The organism is Streptomyces sp. NPDC003011 (assembly GCF_053591515.1).
Window position 1 is genome coordinate 1 of record NZ_JBSFTY010000099.1, and the last position, 22,684, is coordinate 22,684.

At 72.2% G+C, this 22,684-nt stretch carries 19 protein-coding genes and 1 pseudogene; 12 read left to right on the forward strand and 8 right to left on the reverse strand.

Features of this window, described 5'->3' with window-relative positions; genetic code table 11:
* Positions 1–223: 223 nt before the first annotated feature.
* The 4 genes from ACWD0J_RS35140 to ACWD0J_RS35155 all read right to left on the reverse strand — a co-directional run bounded on the left by ACWD0J_RS35140 (position 224) and on the right by ACWD0J_RS35155 (position 2,925).
* On the reverse strand, positions 224–688 hold the full coding sequence (locus ACWD0J_RS35140; RefSeq protein ID WP_451499915.1) for a DUF3618 domain-containing protein: 465 nt from the start codon (positions 686–688) through the stop codon (positions 224–226).
* Positions 685–1,104 (reverse strand): phage holin family protein, encoded by a 420-nt coding sequence (locus ACWD0J_RS35145; protein ID WP_451499916.1) that lies wholly within the window; start codon positions 1,102–1,104, stop codon positions 685–687. Before ACWD0J_RS35145 ends, ACWD0J_RS35140 begins: the two co-directional genes overlap by 4 nt.
* Before the next feature lie 161 nt (positions 1,105–1,265).
* Entirely contained in the window at positions 1,266–1,811 is a 546-nt protein-coding gene (locus ACWD0J_RS35150) for a phosphatase PAP2 family protein (RefSeq protein ID WP_451499917.1), read from the reverse strand.
* A 55-nt stretch (positions 1,812–1,866) separates the two neighbouring features.
* Complete coding sequence (locus ACWD0J_RS35155; protein WP_451499918.1) at positions 1,867–2,925, reverse strand: YihY/virulence factor BrkB family protein; 1,059 nt, start codon at positions 2,923–2,925, stop codon at positions 1,867–1,869.
* Between the two features lie 453 nt (positions 2,926–3,378).
* Between ACWD0J_RS35155 and ACWD0J_RS35160 the strand changes: the two genes are divergently transcribed.
* Positions 3,379–3,654, forward strand: a complete 276-nt coding sequence (locus ACWD0J_RS35160) for a hypothetical protein (RefSeq protein WP_451499919.1) — start codon at positions 3,379–3,381, stop codon at positions 3,652–3,654.
* 251 nt (positions 3,655–3,905) lie between these two features.
* Here ACWD0J_RS35160 and ACWD0J_RS35165 read toward each other — a convergent pair whose 3' ends face one another.
* Positions 3,906–4,493, reverse strand: coding sequence for a carboxymuconolactone decarboxylase family protein (locus ACWD0J_RS35165; RefSeq protein WP_451499920.1), 588 nt, complete (start codon positions 4,491–4,493; stop codon positions 3,906–3,908).
* 262 nt (positions 4,494–4,755) lie between these two features.
* Between ACWD0J_RS35165 and ACWD0J_RS35170 the strand changes: the two genes are divergently transcribed.
* The 6 genes and pseudogenes from ACWD0J_RS35170 to ACWD0J_RS35195 all read left to right on the forward strand — a co-directional run bounded on the left by ACWD0J_RS35170 (position 4,756) and on the right by ACWD0J_RS35195 (position 11,226).
* The gene (locus ACWD0J_RS35170; protein ID WP_451499921.1) at positions 4,756–6,462 is read left to right on the forward strand and encodes an NAD-dependent malic enzyme; all 1,707 of its coding nucleotides are present in this window, start codon (positions 4,756–4,758) and stop codon (positions 6,460–6,462) included.
* Between the two features lie 129 nt (positions 6,463–6,591).
* Positions 6,592–7,338: pseudogene (locus tag ACWD0J_RS35175) on the forward strand (AEC family transporter); the annotation flags it as partial.
* Between the two features lie 112 nt (positions 7,339–7,450).
* A complete protein-coding gene (locus ACWD0J_RS35180) occupies positions 7,451–7,702 on the forward strand; it encodes a hypothetical protein (protein WP_451499941.1) in 252 nt (83 codons plus the stop codon).
* A gap of 77 nt (positions 7,703–7,779) precedes the next feature.
* The gene (locus ACWD0J_RS35185; RefSeq protein WP_451499940.1) at positions 7,780–9,567 is read left to right on the forward strand and encodes an FUSC family protein; all 1,788 of its coding nucleotides are present in this window, start codon (positions 7,780–7,782) and stop codon (positions 9,565–9,567) included.
* 268 nt (positions 9,568–9,835) lie between these two features.
* Positions 9,836–10,762, forward strand: a complete 927-nt coding sequence (locus ACWD0J_RS35190; protein ID WP_451499922.1) for a LysR family transcriptional regulator — start codon at positions 9,836–9,838, stop codon at positions 10,760–10,762.
* A gap of 140 nt (positions 10,763–10,902) precedes the next feature.
* The gene (locus ACWD0J_RS35195) at positions 10,903–11,226 is read left to right on the forward strand and encodes a hypothetical protein (protein ID WP_451499923.1); all 324 of its coding nucleotides are present in this window, start codon (positions 10,903–10,905) and stop codon (positions 11,224–11,226) included.
* A gap of 109 nt (positions 11,227–11,335) precedes the next feature.
* On the opposite strand, the gene ACWD0J_RS35200 is transcribed toward ACWD0J_RS35195, so the two are convergent.
* The 3 genes from ACWD0J_RS35200 to ACWD0J_RS35210 all read right to left on the reverse strand — a co-directional run bounded on the left by ACWD0J_RS35200 (position 11,336) and on the right by ACWD0J_RS35210 (position 15,269).
* A complete protein-coding gene (locus tag ACWD0J_RS35200) occupies positions 11,336–12,616 on the reverse strand; it encodes an RICIN domain-containing protein (RefSeq protein ID WP_451499924.1) in 1,281 nt (426 codons plus the stop codon).
* A gap of 337 nt (positions 12,617–12,953) precedes the next feature.
* Complete coding sequence (locus tag ACWD0J_RS35205; RefSeq protein ID WP_451499925.1) at positions 12,954–13,199, reverse strand: hypothetical protein; 246 nt, start codon at positions 13,197–13,199, stop codon at positions 12,954–12,956.
* Positions 13,200–13,301: 102 nt separating this feature from the next.
* Complete coding sequence (locus ACWD0J_RS35210; RefSeq protein WP_451499926.1) at positions 13,302–15,269, reverse strand: glycoside hydrolase family 97 catalytic domain-containing protein; 1,968 nt, start codon at positions 15,267–15,269, stop codon at positions 13,302–13,304.
* Between the two features lie 870 nt (positions 15,270–16,139).
* Here ACWD0J_RS35210 and ACWD0J_RS35215 point away from each other — a divergent pair.
* The 5 genes from ACWD0J_RS35215 to ACWD0J_RS35235 all read left to right on the forward strand — a co-directional run bounded on the left by ACWD0J_RS35215 (position 16,140) and on the right by ACWD0J_RS35235 (position 22,668).
* Positions 16,140–17,630 carry an arsenate reductase/protein-tyrosine-phosphatase family protein gene (locus tag ACWD0J_RS35215; RefSeq protein WP_451499927.1) on the forward strand — a complete coding sequence of 497 codons (1,491 nt, stop codon included), beginning with the start codon at positions 16,140–16,142 and terminating at the stop codon, positions 17,628–17,630.
* Positions 17,631–17,652: 22 nt separating this feature from the next.
* Positions 17,653–18,090 carry a hypothetical protein gene (locus ACWD0J_RS35220; RefSeq protein ID WP_451499928.1) on the forward strand — a complete coding sequence of 146 codons (438 nt, stop codon included), beginning with the start codon at positions 17,653–17,655 and terminating at the stop codon, positions 18,088–18,090.
* 217 nt (positions 18,091–18,307) lie between these two features.
* Complete coding sequence (locus ACWD0J_RS35225; protein WP_451499929.1) at positions 18,308–18,688, forward strand: galactose oxidase-like domain-containing protein; 381 nt, start codon at positions 18,308–18,310, stop codon at positions 18,686–18,688.
* Between the two features lie 175 nt (positions 18,689–18,863).
* A complete protein-coding gene (locus ACWD0J_RS35230; RefSeq protein ID WP_451499930.1) occupies positions 18,864–19,847 on the forward strand; it encodes an aldo/keto reductase in 984 nt (327 codons plus the stop codon).
* 1,117 nt (positions 19,848–20,964) lie between these two features.
* Positions 20,965–22,668, forward strand: a complete 1,704-nt coding sequence (locus tag ACWD0J_RS35235; RefSeq protein WP_451499931.1) for a RecQ family ATP-dependent DNA helicase — start codon at positions 20,965–20,967, stop codon at positions 22,666–22,668.
* Positions 22,669–22,684: the final 16 nt, after the last annotated feature.

Genomic DNA, 22,684 nt, shown 5'->3' on the forward strand with positions numbered 1-22,684 from the left:
GAGAGGGAGGTGCGAAGCTGGATGCAGCTCCACGGAGGAGCATTCGCACCGCGGCACGCTGAATCGCGCTATGTGCTTGCTGGGCCTGGTCAGACCTCACTCCGGGACCATCGTCGCGGGTGGGCAGGAGCTGCTCGCGTCCGGACCCGGCTGTTCGGCGTGTTCGGTGTGCGGCCGAGGGCCAAGCCGACCGTCTTGCGGACGGCTCTCTACGCCGGTACGGCTACTTCCCGCCCCGGCGGCGCAGCAGCAGCCACGCGGCCACCGCCACACTGCCGGCCACGATCAGCACGGTGCGGTTGTCCCGCGCCGCCTGGGCACCGTACTGGGCCTTGTCGCGGACCGGCTGGGGTGCCTTGTCCTGCCACAGCTGACCGGCCTGATCGGCCTTGGCCTTCACCTGCTGAGCGGCGACGGCGGCCTTCTCCTTGACCGGGTCGGGCAGCTTCTCCTGCACCAGGTGCGCGGCTTCGGCGGCCTTCACCTTGACCTGCCCGGTGAGCTCCGCTGCCTTGGCGCCCGCCTGCTCCTTGGCCGCGCTCGCCTTCTCCTGCGCGCGGGCCTTGACGTCCGTCTTGGCGGCCAGTTCCTCGACCGTCCCCCCCAGCGCGTGCCGGGTCTGTTCGACCTGCTTCCGCAGCTCCTCGGGGCTGGCGGCCGTGGGCTCGTCGTTGGGCGGCTGGGTCATCGTTGTGCACTCTCCTTGATCTCGGCCACATCGGCCTTGACACTGCTGATGGTCTGCTCGGGGGTGGGCGGCGCCGCTCGGCTGACCTCCTTCTTGCCCGTCAGGGCCAGCACAGCGGTGATCACGCCGAGGACGGCGGTGACGATCAGCGCCGCGGCCCACACCGGCAACGGCACCGCCAGCGCGGCGATCGCCGTGGCGACCAGTGCCTGCAGCGTCAGGAAGCCGACCAGCCCCGCGCCGCCGAACAGGCCGCCGCCCTTGCCGTACCGCTTGCCCTTTTCCTTCATTTCCGCCTGGCCCAGCCGCATTTCGGCTCGCACCAGCTCCGTCAGCTGCTGCGAAGCCCGCTGGACCAGGTCACCGACGGGCTCCTGCGAGCCGGTCGGGCTGCGGTGGGAATCCGGAGTGGTCATGACGGATTACCCCCTCTCTCAACTGTCGCTGGTTGTAGTGCCCTGGGAAGGAGCCGGCATGTGCGGGTGTGCGGAGTACGTCCGTCTCGGTCGTCCCGGGTACCCGGTTGCGGGCATCCCCATCCGGCGGACCTGAGTCATTCGGCGGCGGGCGTGTGCTGTCACAGCAACCGGCGCACCACCAGACGGGGAGCCCGGTGGACGAGGGCGGCCGCGGACAGGCCGACGACGGCGCCGACGGCGACGTCGGAGGGGTAGTGGGCGCCGGTGTGCACGCGTTCGGCGGCCACCATGGCGGCCGGCACCGCGCAGACCGCGCCCGCCCACGGCCACACCGCCGCCACCGCGGCACTGAACGCCACGCCCGCGGCGGTGTGCCCGGAGGGGAAGGAGGACGAGTCGGGCCGTTCGTGGACGTCCTCGTGCGAGATCCAGTCCTTCGGCGGCCGACGCCGGTCCCACACCTGCTTCAGAACGCAGTTGGACGCCACTTCCGCCACCGCCATGCTCGTCAGTCCGGCGACCGCGGCCCTGCGCCCCCGCCACCCCACAGTGGACATCGCGAGGGCGGCGCCCCACCAGAGTTTGGTGTGCTGCGCCGTCTCCTCCACTGCCGGCAGCACCCGGCGGGCGCAGTCGGACCGCCACGACGCCACCCACCGCGTCAGCCGGTGATCACTCTCACGAAGATCCGTCCACACGTTCATGACCAGCGACTTCCCTGTCTGAGCGGCGTCTAACGCGGCTCGGATCGGGGGCCGTTCACTCAAGGCGGCGCCGGTCCTCGTCGCTCCACTTACGGGTGTCGCGGGGCGGGACATAGGGCTCTTCGTCCGCGGGCAGACCACCGGCGACGGCACGCTGGCGGGCCATCTCGGCGTCGAACTCCAGCCCCAGCAGGATCGCGATGTTGCTGATCCACAGCCACACCAGAAAAATGATCACACCGGCGAGGGTCCCGTAGGTCTTGTTGTACGAGCCGAAGTTCGCCACGTAGAACGCGAACCCCGCCGACGCGATCAGCCAGATCAACAGCGCCAGGACACTGCCCGGGGTGACCCACTTGAAGCCCCGGCCCTTCACGTTCGGTGTCGCCCAGTACAGGATCGCGATCATGATCGTGACCAGCACGATCAGCACCGGCCACTTGGCGATCGACCACACGGTCAGCGCCGTGTCCCCGATCCCGAGCGCCGCACCGGCCTCACGGGCGAGTCCTCCCGTGAACACCACGATCAGCGCGCTGACCACCGCCAGCACCAGCAGCACCACCGTGACGCCCACCCGGACCGGCAGCACCTTCCACACCGGACGCCCCTCGGGCATGTCGTACACCTTGTTCGCGCTGCGGATGAAGGCCGCGACATAGCCGGAGGCCGACCACACCGCCACCAGCAGACCCACGATCGCCAGGACGGAGCCGATACCGGCGTTGCCCTGCAACTGCTTCACGGCGTTGCTGATGACGTCGCGGGCCGCCCCGGGAGTGAGTTTCTGGACGTTGTCCAGAACCTGTTGCGTCGCCGATTGGCCGGCGATCCCCAGCAGCGAGACGAGGACCAGCAGCGCCGGGAACAGGGCGAGCACCCCGTAGTAGGTCAGCGCCGCGGCCCGGTCGGCCAGCTCATCGTCCTTGAATTCCTTGACGGTGCCTTTCAGCACCGCCCACCAGGAGCGTTTGGGCAGTTCTGTGAGATCGTCCGGCGCCTGCCGCTCGACCTGTTCGTCGGGCCCGGCAGTCGCCTCGCGACCGACCTCGCTGTCCGAACCGGTCGTCGCGTGCCCGTCGTGACCGCCCTGCGGTTTACCTATCCGTGCCATGACAGGCGGGTATCCCCCGCGGCCCCGGAAAAACGGCCCCAGCCCGTACGTTTCGCGGCATTTACGAGGATTTTCGGGTCGAGGTAGTCCGCTGCCCAAGGAGTACGCGGGCTGCCTCCGCACCTTGAAGGGGTGGAGCGTCGGGCCGGACGAGCCGCCCGGCGTGAGCGGGCGCCCGGGGATGAGCCAGGAACGATTCGGCCGCCTGGGTGCCGTGCCCATGCCCGAGGCGCCGCGTCCCGCGCTCTCGCGCGACGACGGGAGCCTGTCGCAGGCCCGGAGACGCCGCCCGGAGACCCCGCCCGGTTCGCCCTCGTCGGCCGGTCCGGCCGGGACCCTACATCACGGACGACTTGATCGACATATCGGCACATTTACCCCAAAAACGGCGCATAGGCGACGGTGATGTGAGGAACACGGCTCAGGTAACCCCTCACATGAACGGAGCACACCGTGATCATCAAGATGATGCACGACAAGGGCATCCGCAGCGAGCACGCCTACCTGGCCGCCGTGGCCTCCATCGGCCTCTCCGTCGCCGCGTGGATGGGCTCCCTCAAAGCCGAGCCCGGCACCGGGCTCGCCCGTGCCGACAGGTGGGGAATCTTCGTCGGCGAATGGGCGCCCACCTTCTTCGGCCTGGGCCTCGCCCTCTCCCAGCACGAGCAGCAGGACGGCACACTGGCCGGTGGCACCATCCACAATCTCCACGACCGGGTCGCGGGCTGACACGTCGGCGAGCTGACACGTCGGACAGCTGACACGTCGGACAGCTGACACGTCGGACAGCTGACACGTCGGACAGCTGACACGTCGGCGAGCGCCCCCAAGGGCATCGATCGCCCGGGGTCGCCTGCCGTGGTCGGGTCGTGACCGCGAGGGCGGATGCGCGCGTGCGGGGCCGCCCGCGCGCATCCGCTCACGCTCGCGCTCACCAGGATCAGGGTCCGGGCGCCCGCCCGGACCCTGACGGATGCCCGTCAGCGCATGGGGGGCAGCCCGGGCTCCGGCCGTACCTGCAGGGAGTTCAGGGCGAAGGCCAGCAGGTGGTAGTGGCCCACCAGGATGGGCAGTTCGATCAGCTGGCGTTCCGTCAGATGCTCGGTCAGTCCGTCCCACGTGGGCTGGCTGATCCGTGCCGCGGCGCGCAACTCGTCCGCCGCCCGCAGCAGCAGCGACTGCCGTTGCGTCCAGCCCGGCGCGTCGGGACCCGCCGCCACCCGGTCCATGTCGTCCGGCGACAGCCCCGCCTTCGCGGCGATCCTCACGTGCTGGCCCCACTCGTAGGGCGAAGCACAGTTGCGCGCCACCCGCAAGATCACCAACTCGCGGTCCTCGAAGGGAAGTTCACCCGCGAGCAGCAGGTGGCTGCTGAACGGAAGCCATGCGGCGAACAGCTCCGGATGACGGGCGAGCGTGGTGAAGACGTGCGCCTCACCGAGCGAGGAGACGCCGAGTCCGAGCGAGCCGATGTCGGCGGACAACGTCTCCCGTACGGACTCAGCCCATTCCTCGGCGGGCTGCGGAGGAATCCGGGGCACGGGGGGCGGCAGCGGCGACTCTGGCACGCGGCCACGCTACGCCAGACCCGGCGCGCGGGAAACGCCGACGACACGTCAGATCCGCGGCCGGAGCCGGCCGCACCCCGGCCGCGAAGGCGGCGTCCGTCACAGTCGCCGCCGGCCGACGGCTTCGCCTCGGCGACAAAGCCGCAGCTCAGGACGTCTAATTACCTGACATCATGGATCATGTGAATCTCAGGCATTGGACGCATGGATCCGCGTCTCCCAGGCTGGTCGGTGTCCCGTCGCCGACCGTTGAGGAGTAGTCATGAGCACGCGGCGCACCACCGTCGAGGGCCTGATCCGGACGACCGCCCGCGGGCATGCCGTACTGAACAACCCGCGCCTGAACCGGGGCACCGCCTTCACCCGGCAGGAGCGGCGGGAACTGGGACTGGAGGGCCTGGTGCCGCCGCGGGTGTTGTCGCAGGACCAGCAGGCCACGCGCGCGTACGCGCAGTTCCGTTCGCAACCCGACGACCTGGCCAAGAACGTCTGTCTGACGGCGCTGCGCGACCGCAACGAGGTGCTGTTCCACCGGCTGCTCGCCGACCACCTCGCCGAGATGCTGCCGATCGTCTACACACCGACCGTCGGCACGGCGATCGAGCGCTACAGCTACGAGTACCGCCGTCCCCGTGGCGTGTACCTGTCGGTGGACGCGCCGGAGGACATCGAGCGCTCGCTGCGCGCGTCCGGGCTGGACGCCGGCGACGTCGACCTGATCGTGGCCACCGACGGCGAGGCGATCCTCGGCATCGGCGACTGGGGCGTGGGCGGCATCGACATCGCCGTGGGCAAGCTCGCCGTCTACACCGCCGCCGCGGGTGTGGATCCGGCCCGCACCCTGGCGGTGATGCTGGACGTGGGCACCAACCGGCAGGAACTGCTGGACGACCCCCTCTACCTGGGCAACCGGCACCCGCGCGTGGACCGTGACAGCTACGACGCCTTCATCGACGCGTACGTCACCACGGCCACCGGGCTGTTCCCCGACGCCCTGCTGCACTGGGAGGACTTCGGCCCGGCCAACGCCCGCCGCATCCTGGACCGGTACCAGGAGAAGGTCTTCACCTTCAACGACGACATCCAGGGCACCGGCGCGGTCAACCTGGCCGCCGTGCTCTCCGGCGTGCGCGCCGGCGGCGTCCCACTGCGCGAACACCGCGTCGTGCTGTTCGGCGCGGGTACGGCCGGCATCGGGATCGCCGACCAGCTCCGCGACGCGCTGATCGCCGACGGGCTGACGCCGCGGGAGGCCACCGACCGCATCTGGGCCGTCGACCGCCACGGCCTGCTCACCGAGGACCAGCAGGATCTGCGCGACTTCCAGACGCGCTACGTCCGCCGCGACGCCGAGACGGCCGACTGGCGGCGCGACGACACCGTCGGCGGCATCCCGCTGGCCGAGGTCGTCGACCGGGTGCGTCCGACCGTCCTGATCGGCGCCTCCGGGCAGGGCGGGGCCTTCACCGAGGACATCGTCCGCGCCATGGCGGCGCACACCGACCGCCCGATCGTCCTGCCCCTGTCCAACCCCACCCGGCTGGCCGAGGCCGTCCCCGCCGACCTGCTGCGCTGGACCGGAGGCCGGGCCCTGATCGCCACCGGCAGCCCCTTCGACCCGGTGGAGCTCGACGGCGTCACCCACCACATCGGGCAGGCCAACAACGCGCTGGTCTTCCCCGGCCTGGGACTGGGTGCCGTCGTCGCCCGGGCCGAGCGCGTCACCGACGGCATGCTCGTCGCCGCGGCCCGCGCCGTCGCGGACCGGACCGACGCCACAGCGCCGGGCGCGCCGGTCTTGCCGCTGATCGACCGGCTGCGGGACACCTCCACCGCCGTGGCCGTGGCCGTGGCCCGCGCGGCCGCCGAGGACGGTGTCGCCCGGGAGGCCGTCGACGACGACACGATCGGGCAGCGTGTCGACGCGGCCATGTGGCGGCCGGAGTACCCGCCGATCGAGGCCGTCTGACGGACGCCCCGCCTGCCCGCGGATCAGCCCGCCCCGCAGGATGCAACGGCCGTGAGCAACCGCCTCTCTGACGTGTTGTCACCGGCTCGCGCGGTCAAGCCCCCACCCCTTCCAAGGATTGACGCAGCCATGTCCTTCGCCGAGATCTTCACCGTCGTGGTGCCGGTCTTCCTCATCATCGCGGTCGGCTACGGCACCGGCCGCCGCGCGCTCTTCGACGCCGGCGGAGCACAGGCGCTGCGCGAGCTGACCATGCAACTCGCGCTTCCGGCGGCCCTGTTGCTGAGCATCTGGCAGACACCGCGGCAGGTGCTGGTCGGGCAGCTGCCCTTGGTGGGTCTGCTCGCGTTCGGGCTGACCGGGGTGTACGCCGTCCTGCTGCTCCTCCTGCGCTTCGCCGCCCGGCGTCCGCTCCGGCGGGCGGCCCTGTTCGCCCTGGCGTGCGTCCAGCCGCAGTACGCCTTCATGGGTACGTCCGTCCTCGGGGGCCTGTTCGGCAGTGCGCAGGCCGCCGTGCCGATCGCCGTAGCGGGCATCCTCGTCAACGTCGTACTCGATCCGGTCGTCCTGATCCTGCTCGGCCTGCCGGAACATCCAGCGTCCCGCAGGGCCGCCGGGACGGCCGCCACCACGGCGGTCCCCTCGGCGGTCTCCACCTCCGGGGTCCGCCGGCCGGCGCTGGTGCCCGCGGGCGGCGGCGCGCCCGTGCAGACCACCGCGCCGGTCACGGCCGGAACGGCGTCGCCCGAGCACCGTCCCTCCGTGCTGCGCACGGTCGGGCACGCGCTGCGCGAGCCCTTCTGCTGGGGCCCGGTCCTGGGCCTGATCCTGTCGGTCAGCGGAGCCGGTGTGCCGGAGGTCGCCGACGCCTCGCTGACCCTGCTCGCCGGTGCCTCGTCGGCCGCCGCGCTGCTGTACGTCGGCGTCTCGGTGTCCCGCATCGGCCGGCCGACGCTGTCCCCCGCGGTGTGGGGGATCACCCTCACCAGTGTGGGGGATCACCCTCACCAGCGTCGTCGTCCTGCCGCTGCTCGTCTACGGTGTGGGTCTGGCCGTGGCCTCCGCTGCCGAGGCCGCCCAGGCGGCGCTGATCGTCGCGTTCCCCGTCTCCCCCGTCCCCCTGATGTTCGCCGCCCGCCACGGCTCGAAGGCCGACGTCCGGACCATCGGCTCCGCGGTCGTACTGAGCCTGCTCCTCTCCTTCGTCACCCTCCCGCTGATGATCGAGCTGGTCGGCTGACGCCGGCCGCCCTCCGGCCCGCCGACGAGCATCCACGAGGCGGGAGTCAGCCCCCGCAAGAGAAAGGACACGGCCGCATGACACCGGCAGCGAACACGCGACCGCGACGCCCGACCCGGACGCTCCGGGCACTCCGGGCGCTCCGCCCGCGGTGGCTGCGGCGGCCGCGTTCCACGGCCCGCGGCGCGCTCGGGCGCCTGCCCCTCGCGGCGGCGGCCCGGGGCGCCGTAGCCCTCGCACTGCCGCTGCTGGTCGGGGTGGCCACGGGGTGGGTGGTGCCGTCCGTGATCGCGGCGATCGGCGCCCTGTGGGGCGTGAGCCAGGACGGCTCCGACCCCTACCGGGTGCGGGTGCGGCGGTTGGCCTGGACCGGCGTGTCCAGCGCGCTCGGCCTGCTCGCCGGTGAACTCGCCCTGCGCAGCGGGGAGTCGGTGATCGTAGCGGGATGCCTGGTGGCCGCCGCACTCGTGGCGGGCACCGTCGGGCTACGGGGCCGGATCGCGTCCGTGTCGGGCATGCACCTGCTGCTCGGCGTCACGGTCGGCGCCGGCATCCCCGTGCCGGGGCTGTGGTGGCAGCCTCCGCTGGCCCTGCTCTCCGGTGTCGCCCTGGTGCTCCTGCTGTCCGCGGCTCCCTGGCTGTGGCGCCGGCACCACGCCGAGCGGGCCGCCGTGCTCGCCGTGTACCGGACGGCGGGCGAGGCGCTGGCCGCGGCCGGCACCGGCGACGCCGAGGCGGCGCGCCGACGGATGACGCTGGCGCTCAACCACGCCCACGAGGTGATGGCCGCCCATCTCGCCCCGCGGGCGGGACAGCGACAGCAGGCGGAGGTGCGGGAACTTGTCCGGGCGTTCCACTGCGCCGTGCGGCTGGGCGAGGCCGTGACGGCGCTGATGTGGGAGGCCCGTCCGCTTCCGCCCGCCGTGACCGGCCTGCCGCTGCACCTGGCTGAGCGCCTGCTGCCGGGACGGACCTCCGCTCCCGTCCCGGCTGTGGCGGCGGAACAGGTGGTGCCAGCACCGGGCGCCGACTCGCCGGGCAGGCGCGCGCTGGCCGACCTGTACGCGGCCGTCGACGGCGAACCGGCCGGCCCCGCCGACCCGACGCTGCACCTGCCGGCGCACTGGTGGCCCGGGCGGGCGGCGCGCCTGCGCTACGCCACGCTGCTGGCAGGCTGCGTCCTCGTCGCCCACCTGCTCGCCGAGGCGCTGCACGGCCCGCGCGGCTACTGGCTCCCGATGACGGTGGCCTTCGTCTACAAGCCCGACTTCGGTCCGCTGTTCACCCGGGCACTCCATCGCTGCGCCGGCACGGTCGTCGGCGTGGCCGCCATCGGGGCGGTGTTCCTGCTGGCGCCCGGTGCCTACACGGTGATCGGCGTCGTGGCCCTCTTCGGCGCGCTGATGGCCGTCGGCGTACGTCATCACTACGCGCTCGCCACCCTGGGACTGACCGCGGTCGTCTTCGTGCTCCTCGACCTGCTCGGCGACGACCGGCCGCTGTACGGCACGCGCATCGTGGACACCGCTCTGGCCTCCGCGCTGGTGCTTGTCGCGCACTTCGCGGTGTGGCCCGACTCCGCCGCGCACCGGGCCGAGGCGCAGACCGAGGCCGCCGTCGCCGCCGCCCGCCGCTACCGCGACCTCGCCCCGGAGGCGGGCCCGGTCCAGCGGCAGTCGCTGCGCCGTGCCGCGTACCACCAGCTGGCCGACGCGCGCCGAGCCGTCGCCCACGCCCGCGGCGAACCCGCTCGCCCCGGACGGTCGCTGCCCGACTGGGAGGACGCGATCACAGCGGCCGAGCGGCTCTGCGACGAGGTGACCGGGCAGGCGGTGGCGGACACGACGGGCGTGGACCGCCGCTGAGCGATGCCGACCGTGGCAGCGGGCATGGACCGCCGCCGAGCAGTGACGGACGCGGCGGGCATGGACCGTCGGCGAGCAGTGACGGACGCGGGCATGGACCCGCAGGCCGTGCCGGACGGGGCAGGCGGGTGCGGGGACGCGGAGCGGTGAGCGGTCCCGTCCGGTCGACAGGGGCAGAGGCCGATCGGACCACCCCGCGTGGTCCTGGCGGCGACCAGTCATCCATGCCGCTGCCGCCTGGACTCCCTCCGATCCATGAGGAGAGAGAATGACCGGCATGGATCTCCAGGTACTGCGCTCCTTCCAGGCCGTGGCAGAGGGAGCGACGGTGACCGACGCCGCGGCGGACGCCCGTATCACCCAGCCCGCCCTGTCGCGGGCCCTGAACCGGCTCGAGGACGAGATCGGCGCCGCGCTGTTCCAGCGCGTCGGTCGTGTCCTGCGCCTCACCCCCGCCGGCCGGGTGTTCAAAGAGCACGTCGACGCGGTGCTGGACAGCTACGACCGGGGCCGACGGGCCGTCGCCGAGATGGTCGACCCCGACGCGGGGGTGGTGTCGCTGGCCTTTCTGCACACCCTGGGCACCTGGCTGGTACCCAGGCTCGTCACGGACTTCCGGCAGGCGTTCCCGCAGGCCCAGTTCGAACTCCACCAGGACGGCGAGACCGGGCTGACCCGGCACCTCCTCGACGCCACCGCGGACCTGATCATCACCAGCAGCGACCCCGCCCACCCCCTGATCACCTGGCGGCGCCTCCTGGTGGAGCCGCTCCGGCTGGCCGTCCCCGCCGGTCACCGGCTGGCCCGGCACCGCCGGGTCCGCCTGACCGAGGTGGCCGAGGAACGGTTCATCCTCCTCAAGTCCGGATACGGACTGCGTGACATCGCCGAGGGGCTGTGCCGTGACGCCGGTTTCACCCCGCTCGTCGGCTTCGAGGGCGAGGAGGTAGAAACCCTGCGCGGCCTGGTCGCCGCGGGTCTGGGGGTGTCCCTGATCCCCTCGTCCCCGGACGTCACGGCGACCCCGGACTCCCCGATCCGCTACCTGGAGATCACCGACGTACGCGGTGCCCGGGACATCGGCATCGCCTGGCTCGACTCGCGCAGCGTCCCGCCGATCGCCCAGCGCTTCCTCGACCACGCCCTGAAGTCGGCGGCCATATCCGCGACGTCGAGGTCGGACGCGCAGGACTGACCGGGGGCCGGCCCCATCGAGGCCGAGCGACCGGACACCGGGGCCGCATCAGCGGCGACATCCTCGCCCCCGGCGGCCCGGCCGTCGCCGAGCAGGTCGCGAAGGACCCGGCCGCCGGACCGCAGCAGGCCCAGATTCTGATGGGCGCCGTCCATCAGGCGTTCGCCCGTGGTGTCCCCCATGGCGTCGCCCATGGTGTCGCCCATGGTGTCGCCCAGACCGGCACGGCCGGCGGGATCGTCATGGCCGACGGTGCCCTGATCGTCCTGGCGGTCCTGCCCGGCCGCTCCGGCACAGGAAAGCGCCGGTCGGAAGGTCCGGCTGCGGACGGAGCGCAGGCCACGCAGGAGAGCCACACCGGCATCCACTGGATTCCGGTCCCCGCCGCTCCCGCCGCTCCCGCCCCCTCCCGGGCAACCGAGCCGGACCGGTCCCCCGGTCAGGCCGGATCGGGCAGGGGGTGACGGGCGATGTCGCGGGCTTCGTCCGGCGGAACCCCCGGCATGCGCAGGACCATCGGGCCGGGGCGGCCACCGAGGCCCCCGGATCGCCGGGGGACCGTCGGGCGCGTGGTCATCGGGTGACCGTCCACTTCTGCTGGGCGGCACCGGTGCAGGTCCAGAGCTGCAGCCGGGTGCCGTTGGCGGAGCTGCCGCCCGTGGCGTCCAGGCACTTGTTCGCCTGGGGGTTGACGATGTCCTGGGCGGCGGGAACGGCCCACTGCTGGGCGCCGGAGCCGTTGCAGTCGTAGAGCTGGACGGGGGTCCCGTCGGCCGTGCCGCCCGAGGTGACGTCCAGGCACTTGCCGAGTGCGCGCAGCGTGCCGTCCGAACCGACGGTCCAGTGCTGGGCGGCGGAACCGTTGCAGTCGTACAGCTGGACGGGGGTCCCGTTGGCGGGGTTCGCGCCGGCCACGTCGACGCACTTGCCGCCGAGGCCCTTGATGGGACCGCCGCCGCCCGGCTGACCGCTGTCGGTGCTGACCCGCACGTAGTCCACCAGGAGCTGCTGGGGGAAGACCGTGCTGCCGTCGGGGTCTCCGGGCCAGTAGCCGCCGACCGCGAGGTTGAGGATCAGGAAGAAGGGCTTGTTGAACACCCACTGCCGTCCGCCGAGGTCGGCGGGGGTGCGCCGCTGGTAGACGGTGCCGTCGACGGACCAGGTGATCACGTCCGGACCCCAGTCGACGGCGAAGGTGTGGAAGGCGTCGGCGAACGCCTGTCCGCCGGGCAGGGTGTACCCGGCGCCGATGCCGCCGGATCCGGAGTAGCCGGGACCGTGCAGGGTGCCGTGGACGGTCGAGGGTTCGAAGCCGACGTTCTCCATGACGTCGATCTCGCCCGAGTTCGGCCAGCCGACCTGGCCGAGGTCGTTGCCCAGCATCCAGAACGCGGGCCACATGCCCTGTCCGCGCGGGATCTTCATCCGGGCCTCGACCCGGCCGTACGTCGTGGTGAACTTGCCGGCCGTGTTCAGCCGGGCGGAGGTGTACTCGCACCTGCCGTACCAGCACTGGTAGTCGGCCGGGTTCTCGCGGCGGGCGGTGATGACCAGATGGCCCTGGCCGTCGAGGGCGGCGTTGCGGTTGCCCGCGGTGTAGTACTGCCGTTCGTGGTTGTTGACGTTGTCGCCGGTCTCGATCTGCCACTTGGCGCCGTCGACGGCGGAGCCCGCGGGCCCGTCGAACTCGTCGGAGAACGTGACGGCGGCCGCTGCGGCCGCGTCCGCCGACCGCGCGGCGCTCTCGGTACCGGGCGCTGGCGCGCCCTGCGCCAGTCCGGTGGACAGCGACGCGAGAGCGAGGACCGAGACGAGGGACAGCAGAAGGCGCCGGGGGAAGTTCGGGGAGTCCATGTCTCTCCCTTCCGTATGCGTGTGGGGGGATGTCCGCGTGTCGTCATGACATGCATATGACAGACATGCGGGCGTGGGTCGCCTGCGGAACCATGAGGTCACCGCGCCGATTCCAGGGGGAGGCGATGACTCGGCCTGAGCGGCCTTTAGTTCACTACGTGATTTAAGAAGTGAAGGAAAAGACTGTCAAGAGTTTGGTACGGACCATCTTCTCGCGCCCGCTCCAGCAGGAGGCAGGCCGGCGACCGTCGCCGCGTCGAACGCGCCGCTGTTCCTGATCCAGTCGTTGACGCCCTGGCGTACGGCCTCGGAGACGGCGTCGCGCTCGCACCAGCCCTTAACGGTGATCCGCCGTCCAGTCCGGCTTGTTGCCGTCCGGCCGCGGGCCCTGGAGTCCCACCGGCAGGCTGCCCCGCGGTCCGGAGAGCGTCGGACAGCGGCCGAACTGCACGTGGGCGGCTTTCAGTTCGGGGTCGGGGACGCCGTCCCGGCCACGCGCCCGCACCCGTTCGCAGGTGTCCGGCTCGCGCTGCACGGCGGCGGACGAACCGCCGGGGGCACCCTGACGCGTACACACGTACACGCGGCGACACGTACACACGGCGAGACACGTGCACACGGCGCTGAGGCGCGCTCGGGCCGGCGGGCCCGCTCCGTGTGCGGTGAGCGGGCCCCCGGCCATATGTCAGCTCGGCGTCAGGATGACGGCCTGGCCGCCCGCACCGGCCATCGCCACGTCCAGCGTCGTCTGCGCAGTGACGGTCCGGGTGCTGACCACGACCGGGGTGCGGAACGGGCTGCTGCCCGGTGGGCCGTCGGCGTAGACGGTCGCCGTGTACGTCCCGTCGTCCAGGAACGACAGCGGGACGGACAGCGTGCGGGCCGTCTCGTCGGTCATCGCCCCCAGGTACCAGGTCGAGCCGTTGCGGCGGGCGACCGCCACGTACTCGCCGATCGCCCCGGCCAGTGTCCTGCTCTCGTCCCAGGTGGTGGGAACGGCGTTGAACCAGGGCAGTCCGGGCCAGTTGGCGGTGGTGGCGTACTTGGACGGCTTGTCGTACCAGAACAGGAAGTTGAGCGGCTGGTAGTACACGGCGGCCATCGCCATCTGGTGGGCGTTGGTCGTCCTGTTGCGGGACTGGCCGTAGCAGATGGTGTAGTCCAGCGGGCCGCCGATGTTGCGGGCGAAGGGCAGCGTGACGTTGTGGGTGGCGGTCGGGAACTGCTCGTTGCCCCGGACGCCTTCCAGACTGATCCAGTTGGGGTACGTGCGCTCGTAGCCGAACGGCCGGACGTCGTCGTGCATGTCGATCAGCAGCCGGTACTTCGCGGCGGTCGCGGCCCAGCCGATGATCTGGTCGGTCATCGTCTGCGTGCCGTCGTTGATGAACCCGAGCTTGATGCCCGCGACGCCCCAGCTCTTGTAGAGGCCGAAGAGTGAGTCCGCGTCGGTCAGGGCGAGCCGGTTGACGTACAGGAAGACGCCGACGCCCTGGCCGGCGGCGTACGCGATGACGGACGGCAGGTCGATCGCGGCGATCGGGGTCGTCGCGTCGACGGTGGTGAACTCGGGGCCGTACCAGCCGGCGTCGTACTCGATGTACTCGATGCCGCGGGCCACGGCGAAGTCGACGCCCGCGAGGCCGGCGGCGGTGGACAGCTCGCAGCGGAAGACCTTTCCCGGCTTGATCCACGAGGTGTCGGGCAGGACGTTCGCCGGGGCGAGGTTGAGCACCAGCTCGGCGTTGTCGACCAGTTCGGCGTGCGTGGACCCGATGACCACCGCGCGCCACGGCGTCGCGAACGGGGTGGTGACGGTGGACGTGGTCTCCACCGGCCCGGTGCCGCGGGCGGTGTGCTCCATCAGGAAGGCCGCGAGGGTGTTGGGCTGTCCGGCGACCGAACTGAGCATCAGGCGGGGGAAGTTCACCCGTGAGGACTCGCAGACACAGGCGAGGAACCCGTTGGCGAGGGCGGCCGTCAGCGGCAGGTCGGTCAGCGGGCCCTGGTCCGTGCCCGACGTTCCGGTGACCGGGATCGAGCCGGGGGCGACCGGGACGTAGGCGTCCTCGTCACGGGCGCTGTAGACGGTGGTGCCGTCGGGGAAGGCGAACGTCGTCAGTTCGTCGGCGATGGTCGCGGTGCCCTGGCCGAGCAGGACGTAGCGGAGGGCGACGCCGGTCCGGTAGGCGCGGATCTGGACGCTGAAACGGATGCCCGTGGCGGTGTCCCGCAGGTTCCAGCGCTGCTCCTGGTAGAGGTCGGTGACGGTCGCGTTGCGCCCGTACACCGGGGACCAGGCGTCGCGTACCGTCCGGTGCTGGTCGCGGGTCACCGTCACGTCGCTGCCGAGGACGGTTCCGTCGCCCAGCCTGAGCCCCAGGGCCGAGGTGTCGATCACCGTCCTGCCGTGGCGGGAGGCGGACCACTGGAGCGCCCCGTTCACCACCGCCATCGTGACGGACGTACCGCCCATGCGGGCGGTGACGCCGGCCGGGGCGTCCGCCGCGTACGCCGCGTCCGTGGCACCCAGTCCTGTCGCGGTCATCCCGGCGGTGGCGGCCGCGCCCTTGAGTATCCCTCTGCGGGACAGTGCCCCCGAGCGGCCGCTTCTGTCGGCGGTGGGCTCTTCCTGGTCTCCTGCGGTGCTCATCGTGAAGGGACCTCTCCTTCGAGGATCGCGTCGCTCGACGTGCGGGGCGCGTCGGTGCCCCCTCCGCCGGAGGGCGGAATGTGGGTAGTAAACGGTTACCGACGTGGGGAACGTACGTGCCCGGGATACCTGGGTCAAGATCCTGTGACGCCCGGAAGAACCCGTCCTGGGCGGGAGTCGGTGGGAGTCGGCACCGCCACCCGATGTCCGGAGGAAAGGGGCCCCTGTGCGCCCGCCCCGCGCCTCCCGCTCGTGGAGGCGCCGCGCGGGGCGCCGCAGCGGCGGACCGGACGTGCGGGTGCCTGCCTCGCGGCCCCGTCGCCGTCCGAGCCGAATCAGCGGCTGCGGGCTGCCGGGCCGGACCGGCACCTGCGCGCTGTCGCCTGGGAAGTGAGGGCCGCCCGGTCGTAGTGAGGGCCGCCCGGTCGTGACGCCGCGGTCCGTGTTCTCGCGGCACGCCCGCGCACGCCCGCGCACGCCGGGGTCGGCGCCAGAGGCGGTACCCGGAATACGGCCGCCCCTTTCCCTTTTCACGGGTTACGGATTTCCCGTCTATCCGCAAGTTCGCATAAACAGGGAACAGGGGCATACGACCGGCGCACGGACGGCGCACGTCGTGATGACACCGGTCACGTGCCTGCACGGCGCCGCGATAAGACGCTCGCGGTGACTCCCGGAATTGAACGCGCCGACGGCTCCGAAAAGGTGAGGCACTTGCGCGGGACACGGGATCCCTGCACACTCGAACAAGTCGGTGCAGGGATCTGTACGTGAGCCGGCTCGGCGTTGCAGATCGTCGGCACTTCTTCCGTACGTTCCGTCGAGAAACAACCGACCCTGCCGCTGGGGAAATCCCGGAGGGGAATGCGTATGGCCTGGCTCGCGCTCGGGTATTTTCTTTCCTACATTCCCTACGCCATGCTCGTGAAGGCGGTGTCCAGCGGGGTGTCGCCGCTGGCCGGGGAGCCGGTGAACGGACTGGTGCTGCTGCCGGCGGCCGCCTTGGGACAGCTCGCCGTCATGCCGTTCTTTCTGGCGGCTTGCGGATGGTGGCCCTATGCACGGCAGCGGGAGATTCCCGGGGTGGGGCAGGTGCGCATGCCGGGCAGGGAAACCCTGCTGGCGGGATTCTTCACCTCCCTCATCATCGCCACCACGACGTTGAATTTCACCTTCGCCGGTGTCTCCATACTTCTCGTGATGCTTCTGATGCGTGGGGGTGTGCTGATCCTTTCTCCGGTGATCGACTCGGCGCGCAAACGGAGGGTTCCCCGTTCCGCGTGGGCCGGACTGGCTTTCAGCCTGACAGCGGTATCGGTGGCTCTCGGCGATGTCGCCAGTTATCACCTCACCCTGGCGACGATCTTCAGCGTGCTCGTCTATCTCATCGGTTACGTGGGGCGGTTCGAGATCATGAGCCGCGTGGCCAAGACCGGAGCGAAGGAGACCGACCGCCGCTATTTCGTGGAAGAACACGCCGCCGCACCGGTTCTCCTGGTGGGAATCCTGGCGGCCGCGGCCCTGGCCGGGCAGCCCGAATTACGTGCCGGGTTCACCAGCTTCCTCACCACGCGCGCGGCCTGGTCCGCCGTCGGCATCGGCGTGGCGTACGAGGTGCTGTTCATCTTCGGCACGCTGATCTACCTCGACCGCCGCGTGTACACCTGGTGCGTCCCGGCCAACCGGTGCGCCAGCCTGCTGTCCGGCCTGGTCGCCTCGTACGCCCTGGCGTGGCTGGCCGGGCTGCCGGTACCGGGGAACGCGCAGCTTCTCGCGCTCGTCTTCATCGTCACCGCCATCGCGTCCTTGTCCTACCCCGCCGTTGCCTCCTGGTGGCGGGAACGGGGCACGCGCACGCGGCGGGTGCTGTTCGTCTGCGGCGGCAACACCTCCCGCTCCCCCATGGCGGAGGTCATCGCCCGGGCCCACGCCGCGCACACCGGGGCCGGCGCGCGGAGCGTGCGCTTCGCCAGCGCCGGCGTCTCCCCCGCACGGCCCGGAGCACCGCTGGCCCCCGCCGCCCGGACCGCCCTCGCCGACCTCGGCATCCGGCGGATCCCCGGCCCCGCGCACCCCCGCCGCCACCGCGCCCGGCCGATCACCCCGCAGCTGTGCCTCGACAGTTCCGTCATCTACTGCATGACGCGCTCGCACCGCGACGCCGTGGTCGCCCTGGCGCCGGACGCGGAGAGCCGCACCCTGTGCCTGGACCCCCACGAGGACGTCCCCAACCCCGACGGGCAGCCACCCGAGGCGTACCGCCGGTGCGCCCACCGCATCCAGGAGCTGGTCCGCATCCGTCTGCACGAGTTCCTCGGCTGCGACCCCGGTCCCGACGTCCGCGCCGCCGGGCTCGGCTGAGGCGCGAGGGAGCGAGCTGCCCATGACGGTCCATGGCGATCCCGCGTACGAGGACCTGACGAAGGGCCTCACGACGTACGACGGCACCGCGGACGAGGATCCGCTGTACGACGCCACCGCGCACAAGAACCCGCCGTACGACGCCACCGCGCACAAGAACCCGCCGTGCCACGCCACCGCGCACAAGAACCCGCCGTACGACGGCCTGTCCCTGATCGCGTCCCGGCACTGCAAGCGCGCCTTCCTCGACCTGGGCCGGGACCCCAACCCGCATGTCGCCTTCGGTCACGGCATCCACCGCTGCCCCGCCTCCCATCTGGCGCGGGCGGAGCTGCGGATCGCCCTCACGTCGCTGCTCGCCCGCTTTCCGAGGCTGCGGCCAGTAGCCCCCGAGGCGTCCGCCGGCTGGAAGGAACACCAGCGCATCCAGGCCGTCGCCGCCCTTCCCGTCACCTGGTGAGCCCCCTTCCAGGACGGCCGTCCCCGCCGGCCCGCGGCGGTGCCCGGTCCCGGCAGAGGTCCTTCATCTCCACGAAGACCGGTCAGTTCGCCTACTTCGACGCCCAGCTCGGCCGGCCCGACTGGTCCGGCGCAGGGTGCTGGACTTCGGCGGGAACGTCGGCACGTTCCTCAAGGAGGCCGGAGGCCGGAGGCCGCGTCCGGCCGTCGCTGTACTGGTGCGTGGACGTGTCGCGGCCCGCGCCGGCCACGCGTTCCTGCCCAACGGCATGCTGGGAGTGTTCGGCGGCAACCTCGGCGGCAACGGGGGCAGCGGCGCCAAGCTGTCCCTCGTCTTCGACCCATGGACCGAGACCTGGCACCGCAACGCGGACAGCCGTGACGGCAACACGCTCACCCTGCGGACCCCGAAGACGGCGGCCGACGCCCCGCCCGGGTGGCGCACGCTGTTCCTGCTGGACAAGAGGGGCGTGCCGAGCGTCGCGAAGTGGGTGAAGCTGGAGCCCGCGCAGGCCACGTCCTCGCCGGGCGGCGCCGACAAGGCCACCCGGCAGGCTGCTCCGCTCGCCCTGCCCGCCCGTCGCGAGGGCGGTAACTGAGCCGGACGGACACGAGGCCTCCTCCCGGGGACGCCGCCGTGGCCACGGCGGGGTCCCCGCCTCGAAGACGACCGGCCGGCCGACGCGTCGCACCGCGCCCTTGGAACGCGGCACAGCCACCGCGAGACTGTACGTCGCAGGGCGAGTGCGGTGACGTACAGGGAGGAGCGGCTGGATGAGGACGACCCGGCTCGGACGCAGCACGGTCGAGGTGACGGAGCTGGGCTTCGGCGGCGGCCCGCTCGGCGGCCTCTTCGCGCCTCTGGACGACGACACGGCGGCAGCCGCCCTGGCCGCGGCCTGGGACTGCGGCATCCGCTACTTCGACACCTCCCCGCACTACGGCGTCGGGCTCTCCGAGCGCCGCACCGGCGCGTTCCTGCGCGGCGTGCCGCGCGCAGAGTTCACGCTCTCGACCAAGGTCGGCCGGCTCCTCGTGCCGCAGGACCCGGCCGGGCGCGAAGACGAGCGCTTCCACGTGCCCGCCACGCATCACCGGGTGTGGGACTTCTCCCGCGACGGTGTGCTGCGCAGCGTCGAGGACTCCCTCACCCGCATGGGCACGGACCGCGTCGACATGCTGTTCCTCCACGACGCGGAGGAACATTTCGAGGCCGCTCTGCGCGACGGCTTCCCCGCGCTGGCGGAGTTGCGCGCCCAGGGCGTGGTGGGCGCCGTCGGAGCGGGCATGTACCACACGGGCATGCTGACCAGGCTGGTGCGGGAAACCGACGCCGACGTGGTGATGCTCTCCGGCCGCTACACACTGCTGGACCACAGTGCCCTCGACGACCTGCTGCCGGCCTGCGCCGAACGCGGTGTCTCCGTGCTCGCCGCCTCCGTCTTCAACTCCGGGCTGCTCGCCACGCCGAGGCCCGCCGAAGGAGCACCCTTCGACTACGAACCCGCGTCACCGCAGGTCCTGCGGCGGGCTCGGGAGATCGCCGACGTCTGCGAGGCGCACGGCGTGACCCTGCCCCAGGCGGCGATGGCGTTCCCGCTGCGCCACCCGGCCGTCGCGGGCATCGTGCTCGGTATGCGCTCCCCCGAGGAGGTGCGGCGCAACGTCGCGTCGTTCGGGGCCGACATCCCGGATCAGGTCTGGGCCGACCTGATGGAGGCCGGTCTCATCGACGAGCGGGCACCCGTACGCGCGTGAGGTACGGCTCGGCGGGCGGGGCCGGTCATGCCGCCTCATGGCGGCCGGGAGGAGAGCCTGGCGGGCGGGAAAGGAGAGCGGTCGACCTCCCCAGGCGCCGCCTGCTCCTTTCCCGCCGACGCTGGCCGCCTACCCGGATCTTTCCGGATCACGCCTGGCCGATCATGTCTGACCGATCATGTGTCGCCGCCGGCCGGAATCGCTGCCGCGAGGCGTGCGTCGTCGGCGGGCCCTGGTTGCCCCCCGAGCGCCACGCCTTCCGGGCCCGCACCCGGCTCAGCCGAGGCCCTTCCCCGGAGCCGAGACGACGGCCGGTCCGTAACCGCCCGCGGCCAGGGGGCGCAGGATGTCGGCGTCGAGAGCGGGCAGGGAGCCCCGACGAGCACGTCGGCGGGGCTCCGAACGGACACCTCGCCCATGGGCGGCGGGTAGCAGCACCGCCTGCGCCCGGCCCAGTTCCTCGGTCCCCGCGCCGCTGGAGAACGTCAGGGTGCCCCGCGTTGCTGAGCGCGAGCCCGCTCGCGACGGGGTGTCGGCCGGGCGTCGGCCGGCACCGCGGCACCGCCGTCCATGCCGTGGCGCATGGCGTCGCCTTCGGTGAACGCGACGGACGGGGTCCTCGCTGTGCAGCCCGTTATGGGCGTATCCATGCCCTCACCGCCGGCACCGTGCGGGCTGGCCGCCCGGGGCCCGGGTGGCGAGACGCGGTTCACATTCCCCGGTGGCGTCCCCCGGGGAACAGAGCGCCATAGTTCATGGTTCAACTGTGTGCGGGTGCGGAGGGACCGTGTCCCCGGGCCTCACCTTCCGCCCGTGGGGACGATCGTTCGGCTGAAGCCCCACGGAGCCATTCGCCGAGAGGCGATCGCCCTCCGCATCCGCACCCCGTACCGCCCCGGTCGGCTTTCCCCCGAGCTGACCGGGGCTTCCTCCTGTGCGGGGCGCGTGACCCGCGCGGCGACTTCGGAGCAGCCGGACGTGGGGGCAGCGGGGGAATCGGGGTAGTCGGACGTCGGCAGTGAACCCATCCGGCCAGGGACGCACACGGCCCGGGCGACGGACGAAGCGGTTCCGCGGGAATCCGCACGGGCACAGACGTAGAGGAAGAGGGGCCGGCATGCCGGACGAGAGGGAGCCGGGCGTCACGGACCGCCTGGAGCGGACCGCCGCCGACGTGTTCGGCTGGCGAGAGCTGCGGCCGGGACAGCTGACCGCCATGGAAGCGGTCATGTCGGGCCGCGACACCCTGGTGGTGATGCCGACCGGAGCGGGGAAGTCGGCGGTGTACCAGGTGGCCGGGCTGCTGCTGCCCGGACCCACCGTCGTGGTCTCCCCGCTGATCGCCCTCCAGCGGGACCAGATCGCCGGCCTGCTGAGCCACCAGGCTCCGGAGGCGGTCGCGGTCAACTCCGCCCAGCCGCACGGCGAGACGGAGGCCGCCTGGGAGGCGGTGCAGCACGGGGACGCCGAGTACCTGTTCCTCTCCCCCGAGCAGCTGACGAAGGACGAGGTGGTCGAGCGGCTGGCCCGGGCCGCGCCCTCGCTGTTCGTCGTCGACGAGGCGCAGTGCGTGGCCGCCTGGGGCCACGACTTCCGTCCTGACTACCTGCGTCTGGCCCACGTGGTCCAGCGGGTGGGCGGCCCCCCGGTCCTCGGCCTGACGGCCACGGCCGCTCCTCCGGTGCGCGAGGAGATCGTGCAGCGGCTGGGCATGGAGGATCCCGCACTGGTCGTGGCCGGTTTCGACCGGCCGAACATCACCTTGGAGGTGCGCCGCTTCCAGCACGACGCCGACAAGCGGCGGGCGGTGGTGGAGCGAGCCGCGGCGGAGCCCAAGCCCGGCATCATCTACACCGCCACGCGCAGGGACGCCGAGGACTACGCGGCCGAACTCACCGGACTCGGCCTGTCGGCCGCCGCCTACCACGCCGGCCTGAGCGCCGGTGAGCGTTCCCGCACCCACGACGCCTTCCTGGCCGGCGAGGCCGACGTGGTGGTCGCCACCTCCGCCTTCGGCATGGGCATCGACAAGGAGGACGTACGGTTCGTGCTGCACGCCTCCGTGCCCGGCTCGCTCGACGCCTACTACCAGGAGATCGGCCGTGCGGGCCGCGACGGCGCGCCCGCGCTCGCCGTCCTGCACTACCGGCCGCAGGACAGCGGCCTCCAGCACCTCTTCGCCGCCCGCGCGCCCGACGAGGAGACCCTCGGCGAGGTCGCGGAGGGGATCCAGGACCAGGACGGCCCCGTCGCGCTGGACGACGTCGGTGAGCGGACGAACCTCTCCCGCCGGCGCGTGACGGCGGCGGCCAACCTCCTGGAGCAGGCGGGAGCCGTGCGCACCGAAGCCGACGGGCAGGTGCGTTTCGTGTCCGGCGTGTCGGCCGAGGACGCCACCGCGCGGGCGGCGGAGGAAGCGCGGGCACGAAGAAGGCTGGAGCGGTCGAGGCTGGAGATGGTGCTGGGGTACGCCGAGGCGACGGGCTGCCGCCGGCGCTTCCTGCTCGGCTACTTCGGCGAGCCCTACGAAGCCCCGTGCGGCACCTGTGATGTGTGCGCGTCCACCTCCGCGAGTTCCGCGAGCTCCGTGAGCGAGGCCACGGTCGTCGACGGGGTGCGGGACCCGGGTGACTCCCGGCCGGCCCATCCGGCGGCCGCGTCCTACCCGGCGGGCACCCAGGTGCGACACAGCGAGTGGGGCGACGGCACGGTGATGAGCGAGGAGGGCGACCGCATCACCGTCCTGTTCGACTCCATGGGATACCGGACCCTGTCCCTGGCCACGGTCGCCGACAAGGAACTGCTCACCAGGCGGACGTGACCGGGGGACTCGTGCG